Source organism: Facklamia sp. P12945 (genome assembly GCF_050409485.1).
Classification (GTDB): Bacteria; Bacillota; Bacilli; order Lactobacillales; family Aerococcaceae; genus Facklamia.
Genome location: NZ_JBNUPJ010000004.1, coordinates 48,627 through 62,293, shown reverse-complemented (window position 1 = coordinate 62,293; position 13,667 = coordinate 48,627). Strand labels below are relative to the sequence as shown.

11 protein-coding genes are annotated in these 13,667 nt (G+C 36.3%); all 11 read left to right on the top strand.

Going from position 1 to position 13,667, the window contains the following annotated elements:
- The first annotated feature begins 4 nt into the window (after positions 1-4).
- The 11 genes from ACQV2X_RS02280 (at position 5) to ACQV2X_RS02230 (ending at position 13,649) form a co-directional block, all read left to right on the top strand.
- Positions 5-751, top strand: coding sequence for a response regulator transcription factor (locus ACQV2X_RS02280; RefSeq protein WP_428875019.1), 747 nt, complete (start codon positions 5-7; stop codon positions 749-751).
- Entirely contained in the window at positions 748-2,433 is a 1,686-nt protein-coding gene (locus ACQV2X_RS02275) for a cache domain-containing sensor histidine kinase (RefSeq protein WP_428882298.1), read from the top strand. The genes ACQV2X_RS02280 and ACQV2X_RS02275 overlap by 4 nt, the downstream gene beginning before the upstream one ends.
- Positions 2,434-2,832: 399 nt before the next feature.
- Positions 2,833-3,351: a DNA-deoxyinosine glycosylase gene (locus ACQV2X_RS02270; RefSeq protein ID WP_428873487.1), complete on the top strand. Its 519-nt coding sequence runs from the start codon at positions 2,833-2,835 to the stop codon at positions 3,349-3,351.
- A 192-nt stretch (positions 3,352-3,543) separates the two neighbouring features.
- Positions 3,544-5,025 (top strand): 4-alpha-glucanotransferase, encoded by a 1,482-nt coding sequence (gene malQ / locus ACQV2X_RS02265; RefSeq protein WP_428894201.1) that lies wholly within the window; start codon positions 3,544-3,546, stop codon positions 5,023-5,025.
- A 1,029-nt stretch (positions 5,026-6,054) separates the two neighbouring features.
- Positions 6,055-7,050 (top strand): D-2-hydroxyacid dehydrogenase, encoded by a 996-nt coding sequence (locus tag ACQV2X_RS02260; protein ID WP_428873490.1) that lies wholly within the window; start codon positions 6,055-6,057, stop codon positions 7,048-7,050.
- Positions 7,051-7,111: 61 nt separating this feature from the next.
- Positions 7,112-7,573 carry a YopX family protein gene (locus ACQV2X_RS02255; protein ID WP_428873491.1) on the top strand — a complete coding sequence of 154 codons (462 nt, stop codon included), beginning with the start codon at positions 7,112-7,114 and terminating at the stop codon, positions 7,571-7,573.
- A gap of 163 nt (positions 7,574-7,736) precedes the next feature.
- Positions 7,737-8,843: a pyruvate dehydrogenase (acetyl-transferring) E1 component subunit alpha gene (gene pdhA / locus ACQV2X_RS02250; RefSeq protein WP_428873493.1), complete on the top strand. Its 1,107-nt coding sequence runs from the start codon at positions 7,737-7,739 to the stop codon at positions 8,841-8,843.
- A 1-nt stretch (position 8,844) separates the two neighbouring features.
- Positions 8,845-9,822: an alpha-ketoacid dehydrogenase subunit beta gene (locus ACQV2X_RS02245; RefSeq protein ID WP_428873495.1), complete on the top strand. Its 978-nt coding sequence runs from the start codon at positions 8,845-8,847 to the stop codon at positions 9,820-9,822.
- A 14-nt stretch (positions 9,823-9,836) separates the two neighbouring features.
- Positions 9,837-11,168 carry a dihydrolipoamide acetyltransferase family protein gene (locus ACQV2X_RS02240; protein ID WP_428894200.1) on the top strand — a complete coding sequence of 444 codons (1,332 nt, stop codon included), beginning with the start codon at positions 9,837-9,839 and terminating at the stop codon, positions 11,166-11,168.
- Positions 11,169-11,175: 7 nt separating this feature from the next.
- Positions 11,176-12,588, top strand: coding sequence for a dihydrolipoyl dehydrogenase (gene lpdA / locus ACQV2X_RS02235; protein ID WP_428873498.1), 1,413 nt, complete (start codon positions 11,176-11,178; stop codon positions 12,586-12,588).
- Between the two features lie 23 nt (positions 12,589-12,611).
- Entirely contained in the window at positions 12,612-13,649 is a 1,038-nt protein-coding gene (locus tag ACQV2X_RS02230) for a PTS transporter subunit IIC (RefSeq protein ID WP_428873552.1), read from the top strand.
- The last annotated feature ends 18 nt before the right edge of the window (positions 13,650-13,667 follow it).

Below are 13,667 nucleotides of genomic sequence, written 5' to 3'. Positions count from 1 at the left end.
TATTATGTTGAAATTATTGATAGCTGATGATGAATCAATCATTCGCAGGGGTATTAAACAATTAATTCCATTAGAAGATTTAGGCATTTCAGACGTTTATGAAGCAGAAGATGGTGAAGAAACTTTAAATGTGGTAGAAGACTTTCAACCTGATATTTTGCTTCTAGATATTAATATGCCTAAGCTGGATGGCTTGAGTGTGGCTGAATCTGTCAAGGCTAATTATCCCCAAATTTATATTATTATCTTAACAGGTTACGATTATTTTGAATACATGCAAAAGGCTATTCGAGCTAAAGTGGATGATTATATTTTGAAACCAGTATCCAAAAAAGACATTGAGTTCATCTTACAAACAGCGATTACTAAGATAAAAGAAAAACGTCAAAAAGATGAAATTCAGGCATTAGTTCCTGAAGAAGTCGATAGGGTTAAACGCTCAGATTTGATTGAAGACTATTTGGATAAACATATATTTCAAGCTGATTTGTCGCTTAGTCAGATGGCGGAAGCAATCGGCTATAATAGTAATTATTTGTCTGTTTTGATCAAAGATTACTATGGAATGAGCTTTCAGGACTATATCAATAAACGACGTATGGAGAAAGCAAAGCTACTTTTACTATCAAGCGATAAAAAGAACTATGAGATTGCGCATGAGATCGGAATCGAAGATGTCAATTATTTTATCACTAAATTCAAAAAATATTATCAAATCACCCCCAAACAGTTTAGGCAGGCAAAAAAATGAAAACAATGCGCAACCGATTTGACCGAAAAATCAGTGTATACTTTTTCAGTATTTCAATGATGATCGTTTTAATATTATCTTATGCTAATTATAGGTCTTCAGTTAAAATTATTAAGCAAAATATCGAAATGGAAAACAGTCAGCAGTTGAAGACGGCTAGTTTATATATTGCTTCTTATCTTGAGAAGATGAAAAGTTTAAATAGTTTATTAGCCATGACCCCCGAATTAAATAGTGATCAGGAGCAAGCAATTGATGAGCGTGCTTTAAAAAGCACGCTTGATTTAATAAAATCGAGCGATAACATTATAAAAAATATTATGATAATTACTCAATCCGGTCAGTTAATTACTCAAACCGGAAGTGTAATGGAAAGTAAAGCGTCGGTGTTGAATGAAGACTGGTACCAAACAGCTTTAAAGTCGAATAACATGGCTCAAATTACTCGTGAAAATCATTCGGGCTTTACCATGAATAAAAGTGAACGAGTCATTTCCTTGAGTCATAAAATCGAAGATGCTAATAGACAATTTCAAGGACTTTCTATCATAGATGTCTCCTATAAGTTTATTGAAGATTATATTTCTACGGTAAATTTAGGGGAAAATGGTTTTGCCTTTATTGTAGATGAAAATAAGCAGCTGATTTTTGATTCTGAACAGATGAATGGTGATTCGCTAAAAGAAAAGGCCAATTACCTTGCTATTATTGAAGATTCGAGTGCTTTTAACAAAGAAGATTACATTATTTCATCAATCTATGTTCCGAATACAAATTGGCAATTGACGCAAGTTAGAAGTCCTGAAGAAATTTACATTCTAAATAGAAAGCTGATTACCGAAATGCTTATCTGGGCTTTTTTAATTCTACTTTCAAGTATTTTTCTTTCGATTTTCGTATCAAAAAAAGTCACCAATCCTATTGTGGACTTAATTGATGAGATGAAAAAAGTGAATCAAGAATTTTCGAATATCCCGGTAAACCAACAAGCTTCTCTAGAAATCAGAGAACTGACCTTGGAGTATAATTTGTTATTAAATCGGGTAAAAAAATTGACAGAGGCAATTGAAGAAAAGGAAAAAGCTAAGCGTACTTATGAATTAAAAGCCCTTCAAAGTCAAATTAACCCACATTTTATCTATAACACTTTGGATACTATTTTATGGCTGGTTGAACTAGGAGAAAAAGATCAAGCTGTCGAAGTTATTCAATCTTTAGGTAGTTTATTACGGACCACCTTGAGTGTGGATGAGGACGTTATTGAATTGAAGAGAGAAGTAGAGCAGGTTAAAAATTATATGAACATCCAAAAGATTAGGTATGATGATAAATTTGATTACGATATTTCGCTTGGAGCAAATACAGGTGAAATTTTAGTACCTAAGTTAATTATTCAACCGATTGTTGAAAATGCTATTTATCATGGTATTAAAACTAAAAAAGGCCAGTCGCATATCCAAATTACTTCCAGGATTGGAGCGAACGCTTTAATGATTCAAGTGGAAGATGATGGGATAGGATTTAAAGGTAAAGAGCATTCAAACAAACCAAAGCCTAAACTAGGCGGTATAGGTATGGCTAATGTGGATCAAAGACTGAAAATCCTCTACGGAGAAGCTTATGGCCTAAGCTATACCAGTGATGATCAATTAACTAGGGTAACATTAAAGATAAAAATCTAAAAAATATTTCTATCCTAAATTTCTACAAGACCGTTAAAAGAATTGAACCAGCGACACTGTAAAACGTTCCTGGTTCTTTTTGACTTGACAGTCCTAACCGTAAAATTTGTTATCAAACAATCAATCATTTAAAATGTAAATAAGAAAAGATAGCAATTTATTGACGCATTAAAAGTCAAAAATAGGATTAGTTAGAAGCTATTATGTATTTCATCAAAAAAATAAACCCTGAGCTTACTCAAGTAAGTAGAAGGGAGAAGATCTGAAAGTAATTCAACAATAAGTCTTGTGCCTTTTTGCTAAAGGAAAGCCTTTTTGATTAAGTGAGAAAATGTGAGCTAGAAATGATAGACAGCAAGTTAGATGGATCATAAAGTCATCGAGAGGAGGAATTATTCAATGACTAAAGACAGCAAAAAGGATTATCAAACAATTATTCATCCCTTGAAGCCATTCTATAAAAAGGACTCTAAAATCTTAATCTTAGGCTCATTCCCTTCAGTGAAAACGAGAGAGTATGGTTTTTTCTATGGACATCCACAAAACCGTTTTTGGCCTTTAATGGAAAAACTATTTAATGAAGCATTAAGTTCCAATATAGAAGAAAGAAGAAAATTTTTAATGAATCATAAAATTGCCGTTTATGATTCGATATATCAATGCGATATTGTCGGTTCGAGTGACGCTAGCATTAAAAATGTAATTCCTTCTAATTTAAAAATGATTTTTGACAAAGCATCTATTCAGCAAGTTTTCTGTAATGGAACTACTTCTTATAAGTATTATCAAAAATATCATGCAAAAGATATGGGTATTAGGGGAATTAAATTATCTTCTACCAGTCCAGCCAATGCGCGATTTCGTTTAGATGATTTGTTTTTAGAATGGAAAAAAATAATCACCTATCTAGATGAATAAAGGATTAGTGAAAAATGGGCCAGAATGGGTATAATGAGCATACTCTATTAAGGATGGGAGAAAAAATAAAGTAGAGCAGACTCAAGATAATGGTATATGTCATGGTTGACTATTACTAATAGATGAGTGGGGAAGGACTGAATGTAAAAGAACAAGCAATATAAACAAATGATTAAATCAAAGGAGGAAAAGATGGAACGTTCAAGTGGGGTTTTAATGCATATATCTTCGCTACCCAACGATTATGGAATTGGGTCCTTTGGGCAAGCAGCTTATGATTTTGTTGATTTTCTATCGGATACTAAACAAAAATACTGGCAAATATTACCTCTAACAACGACTTCTTATGGAGATTCACCTTATCAATCTTTTTCAGCTTATGCCGGAAATCCTTATTTTATTGATTTAGACATACTGCAAAAAGAAGATTTATTAACGTTAGAAGATATAGAAGGAATCGACTTCGGCCAAGATAGAAAGTCAGTGGACTATGCTTTAATCTTTAAAAGTCGCCAAACTATCTTGGAAAGTGCCGTTCAACGTTTTAAAAACAAGAATCTAAGTGATAGCTACCAACAATTTATACAAGAAAATCAGGATTGGTTAAATCCTTTTGCTGAATATATGGCGATTAAAGAAACGTTTGATCTTAAAGCTTGGTATGAGTGGGATGAACCAGCAAGAAAACGGGAGGCTGATGCTATAGCTAGCTATCGTTTAGATTTAGCTGAACGACTTGATTATTATCGAATAACCCAATTCTTTTTTTACCAACAATGGCAATCCTTAAAAGCCTATGCCAATCAAAAAGGGATTGAGATTATTGGAGATATGCCGATCTATGTCTCGAGAGATAGCGTAGAAATGTGGACCCATCCAGAATTATTCAAAGTCGATAGAGAGGGCAATCCGACTCTAGTAGCAGGAACGCCACCTGACAACTTTTCCACCGATGGACAACTTTGGGGCAATCCAATTTATGACTGGGAATATCATCGTCAACAAAATTATAAATGGTGGGTCCAACGTTTTAAAGAGAGTTTTAAACTTTACGACTGGGTGCGAATCGACCATTTTAGAGGGTTTGAGTCTTTTTGGCAAGTTCCGCTTTCGGCTAAAACATCCGCTGAAGGAGCATGGTCTAAAGGACCAGGTTATGATTTGTTTGCTGCTGTCAATGAAGCGTTAGGAGACTTAAATATTATCGCTGAAGATTTAGGTTTTATGACAGCTGACGTGATTGCTATGCGAGAAGCGACCGGTTTTCCTGGGATGAAAATCTTACAGTTTGGTTTTGAGGAAGTGGGTGACTCACCAGATCTCCCCCACCACTATCCACACAATTCAATAGCTTATGTTGGCACTCATGACAATGAAACAGCTAGGGGATGGGCACAAGATACAGCGAGTCCGGCGTCTTTAGATAAAATAAAAAATTATCTAGGAGAATTAAAAGACGAAAGTATAGCTGATTGTCTAAATCGTGGAATTGCTATGTCACGATCTTACTTAGCAATTTTTCGTATGCAAGATCTTTTGGACCTAGATAACCAATCACGAATGAACACTCCTGCAACATTAGGAGGAAACTGGAAATGGCGTATGACGAAAGAACAATTAACAGAAACTGTCAAGACTAAATTGTTGAAACTCACCCAAACTTATTATCGCTAAGGACAGTATTAATATTTCAACAGTAAAAGAAATGGCTATCCTGTTTCTTGCGGATGCTTATCATTGATTTCTTTCAGAAAGATTCTTGCTAATAGTTTCTGGCAATAATGCATTTCATGGATCAAAGAATTTAATTACTTTGCCTTTCAAAGATTTTAGAAGGGAGTCAATTTTATTATGATTTTCTTAGTGTCAAATTAATAGTGTAAGCTAGATCGCAAAATTATAATAAATAGACCAGCATTTTTACTCTTTTCTAATAGTCAGCTCGCATTTTGATGAGCTGTCGATTGCATTGATACGATTGAATATTTGCCTTGCAAGTATGCTCAGCTAAAAGGCGAGGGAAGCAAAGGGCGCTGACTCATCCATTCAAGCTACTTAGCGCATTGTTAGCTCTCTTCTTAATTTTTTTGTGAACAGCTCCTTTTTGATCCACAAGGTATTGAAGTTTGAAGCGGACTTTATCAAAGCTTCATGTATCCGATGTCTGAACTTTGCATCATACTCTGTGATATAACAAAAAACCGTTTTCTCCAGAGCTGCTGTATGAGGAAATTGTTCTTTCACTTTGCTGATTCGCTGGATTTGTTGATTAATTGCTTCTTTTGAATCATTTCCACGTCTAATAGGAGCAAAAGCAGGGCCACAATGAAGACAAACATAATCTTTTTATGGGGTGTTTTTGTTAGCCTTCGGCTTCCTATTTTTTAAATTAAGAAGGATCGACCGCTCTTTCTTCAGCAAAAAGTTAATGGCATCTTCTAAGGCTAGGCGCAAAATTACTGAACAGACTCACCTTGTGCGAGTGCAGTCATTCGTTTTGTGTTAAATTTTTCTATAAGGGAGCTCCTGTTTGTGATTGTTTTGTGGCCATCACAATCTTATAAAAGGAGGTTTTTTCTATTGAGACTTCGAGCTTAGACCAAAAATTTTAGGCTGTGGAGATACTTTGTAAAAAAAGAGTAATTGTTTGTATTTAAAAACGTTTATTTATAGAATAAGTGTGAAAAAGAAAGGAGAGTCATTATGACAAAAATAATCGCATTTGGTATCCGGGATGAAGAAAGACCGATAGTTGAGGCTTGGGCCAATAAAGCCAATGTAGAAGTTAAGATGTTGCAAGATATTTTAACTGAAAAGACAATTTACCAAGTAGAAGGGTATGATGGGGTCACCTTATCCCAAGTGGCTCCTTTAGAGCAATCGATTTATGCTAAGTTAGAGGCATTTGGCATTAAACAGATCGCTCAAAGAAGTGCTGGAGTGGATATGTATGATTTGGAAATGGCTAAACGTCATCATTTGATCGTTTCCAATGTCCCTACTTACTCACCAGAATCAATTGCAGAATGGTCAGCTTTGACGGCGATGAATCTTATTCGGCATTATGATGCTATTCAAGAACAAGTGAAGAAGCATAATTTTTCTTGGACACCAAATATTAGAGGTCGAGTAATCGGAAATATGACCGTTGCAATTATCGGTACCGGTCATATTGGCCAATGTGTCGCACAAATTTTTAAAGGGATGGGCGCTAAAATAGTTGGATATGATTTATACCCAAATGATGAACTGAAGGATTTATTAGAGTATCAATCTTCGATAGAACAGGCAGTAGAACAAGCAGATATTGTTTCTTTACACATACCTGCTATTGAGGAAAATCACCACTTATTTGATGAGAAGATGTTTAAGAAGTTTAAGCAAGGAGCAGTCTTATTAAATATGGCAAGAGGATCAGTAATTGATACGACGGCACTACTAAATGCTTTAGATGAGGGCATCCTATTAGGAGCTGGACTGGATACCTATGAACATGAAGCGCCTTATATTCCCAAAGATTTTTCAGACAAGGAAATTGAAGATGAAGTCTTTGTAAAAGTATTAGACCATCCTAAGGTGATTTATTCTCCTCATATTGCATTTTATACGGATGAATCAGTAAAAAACTTAGTAGAAGGCGGCCTAAACGCTACATTAGATGTCATTAAAACTGGAACAACCAAAAATCGAGTAAATTAAGATAAAAATTAGATATACAATTTTGTATATCTAATTTTTATATAGGGGGTAGGAAGGAAAAATGAAAGCAAGAGTTTGGTTTGATGAAAAACGTCAAATGAGTTATTTTGATCAAGTTATTGAGAAGGGGACAAATCAATTTGAGGGGGTATTAGCCGGTCAAAGTGAAGCAAATCTATGGAAATTATCAGAAGGTGACTGCTTGATGTATTCGACGGCTTTGTTTGAAAAGACAGCTAAAAAGAGTGGTAAACTGATCTATGAAGGAGACATTGTTAAGAGCCGATATATTCATGAACGATTAAATTGTGGAGGACTTAATACACCAGAAAATATCGGAGTGGTTGTTTTCAGACAAAATGAATGGCAATTGAAAGTTAAAGTAGAGAAAAAATTAGCTTATTTAAGGGATAACTATTTTTATTTTTCTTTGGATGATCCTTATAGCTATCGTCAAGTCATTGGAAATGAATTAGAAAATGATCTCGATCAATTAGTCGAGAAACACACCACCAAAATGTAAACCAAGAGAAGACAGCTCTTTGTCAATTATTTTAAGGGTTTTGTTTAGCTTGAGGATAAAATCAATAGCATCATAGATTTTATGTATTTTACCTTTGTTGAAACAAAACTTATAATAAAATTGTAAGCGCTTAATAAAAAATATAATGGAAGGTAGTGAAAACATGGTGAAGAAGCTAAGTAGTGTTGACTTTAACCAAGTTGTTGATCAGTATGCCAAACCTTTTGAAATGGTTCAAGTTTTAGACGAAAATGGAAAAGTTGTTGATCCAGAAACATTGAAATCAATAACAGATGAAGAGTTAGTATCTTTGATGGAAGATATTGTTTGGGGTCGTGCTCTCGATGAGAGAACAATTATTTTAAATCGCCAAGGAGCCTTGGGAAATTATGCAACGGCAGGAGGGCAAGAAGCGAGTCAATTCGGCTCATTGGCTGCCTTAACTCGTGATGATTTCTTAGTTCCGACTTATAGAGATTTAGGAGTATTGATTCGTCACGGATTGCCTATGTATCAAGGGTTCCTATGGTATAAGGGCCATGTTGCAGGTAACCAATTTGAGCAGGATTTTAATGCATATGCTCCCCAAGTAATGGTAGGAGGAACTTTACCTCCAGCAGCGGGTGTAGCCATTGGTAAAAAATTCAACGATTCAAAATCAGTTGTACTGGCTCTTTGTGGAGATGGAGCAACGTCACAAGGTGACTTCTATGAAGGAATCAACTTCGCAGGAGCTTATCAAGCACCATTAATTACAGTTGTTCAAAACAATAGATATGGTATATCTGTTCCAGTGGCACAACAAACAGCTGCTCAAACCTTGGCTCAAAAAGCGGTTGCAGCAGGTATTACTGCTGTACAAGTAGACGGCATGGATCCAGTCGCAATGTATGCAACAGTCAAGAAAGCACGTGAATATGCGATAGCGGGTAACGGTCCTGTATTAATTGAAGCCTTGACTTATCGTTTTGGACCGCATACGATGTCGGATGATCCAAAACGTTATCGTGGAGACGATGAACTAGCAGAATGGATGGCAAAAGATCCACTTATTCGTCTTCGCAATTATTTAACAGAAAAAGGCTTATGGTCAGAAGAAAAAGAAAATCAAGTCATTGAAGATTTAAAGAGTGAAGTGAAAGAAGCGATGGCACGTATGGCACAAGAGCCTGCTCAAAAAGTTTCTGATTTCTTGAAGAACATGTTTGAAGTGACTCCGCCAAGTATTTTAGAACAAATTAAGAAGTATGAAGCAAAGGAGATGAGATAAGATGGCAGTATTAACACTAGCACAAGCAATTACAGCAGGACTTAAAGAAGTTTTAAGCCGTGACAACAAAACCTTAATATTTGGTGAAGATGTCGGTTTAAACGGAGGTGTTTTCAGAATTACCGATGGATTACAAGAAGAATTTGGGAAAAATCGTGTGTTTGACACCCCGTTAGCAGAATCAGCTATCTTAGGCATGGCAACAGGTTTGGCTACAGAAGGTTTTCGTCCTATTCCAGAAATACAATTTTCTGGTTTTATCTTAGAAGCAATGGATCCTCTAGTGGCTCAAATTTCTCGTTTTCGCTTTCGTTATGGTGGAACTCGTCAAATGCCTGTAACCATTCGTGCTCCATATGGTGGGGGAGTTCACACACCTGAATTACACTCTGATTCATTGGAAGGAATGATGGCTCAAGTTCCTGGCTTACGTGTAGTTATTCCTTCTTCTGCTTATGACGCAAAAGGTTTACTCATTTCATCTGTTGAATCGAACGATCCAGTTGTTTTCTTAGAACATTTAAAATTATATCGCTCAGTTAAAGGCGAAGTACCTGAAGAATATTATACTGTACCGTTAGATAAGGCGAATGTAGTCCGTAAAGGAAAAGATATTACTTTAATTGGCTATGGACTAATGGTAGGGTTGGCAGTTAAGGCTGCTGACAAATTAGCACAAGAAGGAATTGAAGCAGAAGTAATCGATTTACGTACCGTAGCTCCTTATGACTTTGAAACAATTCAGTCTTCGATTGCAAAAACTCATCGTGCAGTTGTTTTACAAGAATCGCAACGACTTGCAGGAATTGCTGGTCAGATAGCTTCAGATATTAGTGAACGTTGCTTTATGGATTTAGATGCACCTGTTGCGCGTGTAACCTCACCTGATACTGTTTATACCTTTGGGGCAGCGGAGTCAGTTTGGATACCAGATGAGAATGATATCTATGAACAGGCTCTAGAAACATTTAAATTCTAAAAGGAGGCATTTTGATGTATCAATTTATATTACCTGATGCTGGTGAAGGTACTCATGAAGCAGAAGTGCTCACCTGGCATGTTAAAGTTGGAGATAAGGTTGAAGAAGACCAAATCATTTTGGAAATACAAAGTGATAAAGCTGCTGTTGAATTGCCTTCACCTGTATCCGGAACAATTTCTAAGCTATATGCTGAAGAAGGTGAAATTGCTTTAGTAGGCAAGCCTATTGCCGATATAGCTCTTGAAGGAGAGGAAGTGGGGAGCCAAGTAGAAAATGTTGCTCAACCAGATTCTCAAGATAATCTGGTTGAAGAAAACAGCTCCAATACATCAGATACAGTGGATCTATTGGAAGAAAAAGATACTAATAGAACGGAAGCTGTATCGGATGATATTCGTAAGATGGCTATTCCTAGAGTACGTAAATATGCTCGTAGCAAGGGGGTTGACCTTTCGAAAGTAATCGGCACAGGAAATCACGGTAAGATTACGATAGAAGATATCGATCATTTCTTAGAAACAGGTCAAACTGTAGCCCCTAGCGAAGAAACTTCAAATAAACAAGTAAGTCAAGCAGTCGTTGAAAATCAAGTGTCTACTTCTAGCGCGACTCCAGTAGCTGCTGAAGCAATGGCTGAAGATCGAGTGGAAAAACTGAGCATGATGCGTAGAGTAATTGCTAAAGCCATGGTTGAAAGTAAGCGAGTTTCACCTCACGTAACGGTATTTGATCAAGTAGAAGTTTCAGCTTTAGTGGAACATCGTAATCGAATGAAACAAATTGCTAAGAATAAAGATATTAAGTTAACCTATTCTGCATATTTTGTGAAAGTTCTAGTGGCTATGTTGAAACGTTTCCCAGAACTAAACGCTTCTATGAATCTTGAAAAGGGAGAAATATATTACCATAATTACTATCATATTGGCGTAGCTACCGACACTCCTAAAGGTTTATATGTTCCTATGATTCGTAACGCAGAAAGAAAGAGTCTATTTGAAATAGCTCAAGAAATCCAAACTCTAGCGGATAAAGCTCAAAATGGAGAGTTAGAAACAACAGATATGGATAATGGCTCTATGACTTTAACCAATGTGGGTGGCTTAGCAACAGGTGGAGTTTGGTCTACACCTATTATTAACCAACCTGAAGTAGCTATTTTGGGTGTAGGTCGAATTGAAGAACAATTCTTACCAGATGAAGAGAAGAATCCAGTATTAAAACCTGTGTTAAAATTATCTTTTGCTTTTGACCATCGAGTAGTGGATGGTGTAACCGCTCAAAAAGCAATTAATTTAATGAAAGAATACCTAAATAATCCAGATTTATTATTATCGGAAGGGTGATTGACAAATGGTAGTAGGAGATTTTGCAAAAGAAGCTGATACGATTGTAATTGGATCTGGACCGGGAGGATATGTTGCCGCCATTCGAGCGGCACAAACAGGTCAGAAAGTACTCATCATTGAGAAAGATCAAATAGGGGGAGTATGCTTAAATGTTGGTTGTATTCCTTCAAAAGCAATGATTACGGTCGGAAATGAATACGTTAAGACTAAAAACAAAACGCCTTATGGATTAGAATATGGAGACGCAAGTCTGGATTTTACGGCTCTACAAGATTGGAAGAATAATGAAGTAGTCAAAAAATTAACAGCTGGCGTTCAAGCTTTATTGAAAAAGAATAAAGTGGAAATAATCCATGGCGAAGCAATGTTTACTTCTGACCAGACTGTTCATGTTGTAAAAGAAGGAGAAATGGGCGAGACCTATCAGTTTAAGAATGTGATTATAGCTACTGGTAGTCGTCCAATTGAACTTTCAGGTCTACCATTTAGTGAAAACATTATTGATTCGACAGGACTACTTAATTTAACAGAACTTCCAGCATCCTTAATTATAATTGGTGGCGGCTATATCGGAATGGAATTGGCCGGAGCCTATGCTAATTTAGGTACTAAGGTAACAGTCATTGAAGCAAGTGATCGAATTCTTAATGGTTTTGAAAGTGATTTGACCAAGCCAGTTATTAAACAGATGAAAAACAAGGGTATTGACATAATTACTAAAGCAACCGTTGAATCAGCAGTAGACAAAGAAGGAAAAGTGACCGTTTCATATTCTGTTAAAGAGAAAAAAGAAGACCTTTCAGCTGATAAAGTAGCGGTTTTAGTAGGAAGAGTTCCTAATACGGATCTCTTAAGTTTAGAGTTGGCCGGAGTTAAGGTTGATGATAAAGGTTTAATTCCAGTTAATGAGAAAGGACAAACCAATAAAAATAACATATACGCGATTGGCGATATTGTCGCAGGACCGGCTTTAGCTCATAAAGCGAGTTATGAAGCAAAAGTTGCAGCTGAAGCAATTGCTGGTCATGCAGGAGTAGCAGTTGATTATTCAGTTATTCCAACAGTCTGCTATACTTATCCAGAAATTGCGACAGTCGGATTAACTGAAAAACAAGCTAAGGATCAAGGAATCAATGTCAAAAAAGCAAAATTCATGTTCCAAAGCAATGGTCGTGCTCTATCAATGAATGAAAAAGAAGGATTTGTTCGTTTAATCTCCGATAAAGAAACAAATCGTTTGATAGGGGCTCAAATGGTTGGTCCAGAAGTAAGTGAATTAATTGGAGAAATCACCTTGGCAATTGAAAATTTAATGACAGCTGAAGATTTGGTATTAACAATTCATAACCACCCAAGCCTAACAGAAACCATAATGGATGCTGCTGAAATACTTTTAGATCAAGGAATTCACCAATAGCAAATTAAAAGGAGATTTATATGATGGAAAATAAAATGACCGGTAAACAATTTGCAATGAATATTCTTAATGGTTTAGCTCTAGGTACGGTAATCGTATTAATTCCTGGCGCCCTCTTAACAGAACTGGTTAGAGCTATCGCGCCGGGATCACCTTTATTAGGTGTTCTGGCCATGTCAAACTCTATGCTAGGATTAGTCAGTGGTGTCATGATTGGATTGAATTTTAAATTTAATCCAATCCAAGCTGCCTCAATTGGTCTAGCTGCAATGTATGGAGGGGGTGCGGTTCAATTCGTTGGTGGCGCCCTTACCCTGAATGGAACAGGGGACGTCATTAATGTCGGCTTAACATCTGCATTAGCTGCTTTTGTGATATTATTAATTGGAAACAAGCTAAAATCATACACAATTATTGTAATTCCCACTTTAATGTTAGCTTTAGTAGGGAGTATAGGCCATTGGATTTTGCCTTATGTCAAAGGTATTACTGTGCTAATTGGACAAGGCGTGGCTAGCTTATTAACACTTCAACCGATTATAATGTGTATTTTAATTGCTATTGTTTTTTCGATCTTGATAGTCTCTCCAATTACAACGGTAGGAATTGCTTTAGCTGTAGGACTTTCAGGTATAGGCTCGGGAGCTGGAAACCTTGGTATTTGTGCTTGTGGTTTTGGATTAGCTATTATGGGATGGAATGTAAATGGTTCAGGAACAGCCTTGGCCCACTTTATTGGTTCACCTAAGATGTCAATGCCCATTGTGGTTAAAAATCCTAAGACAATGATTCCGATTATATGTAATGCTGCAGTCTGTGGGATGATGGCTGCTTTGTTCAATATTCAAGGAACACCGATGAGTGCAGGATTTGGTTTTAGTGGACTGGTTGGTCCGATAAATCATCTGAACTTAGTAAGTGGTGGTTTCTCATTGATAAACCTCCTAATTACTTTTGTTGCTTTTGTGGTAGTTCCTGTTAGTTTAGGCTTCGTCTTTAAATACGTTTTTACCCAAGCGGTGCCATTAGTAACCGAGGAAGATTATCGTTTAGAATTATAAAAACAAAGTAAGAAAGAA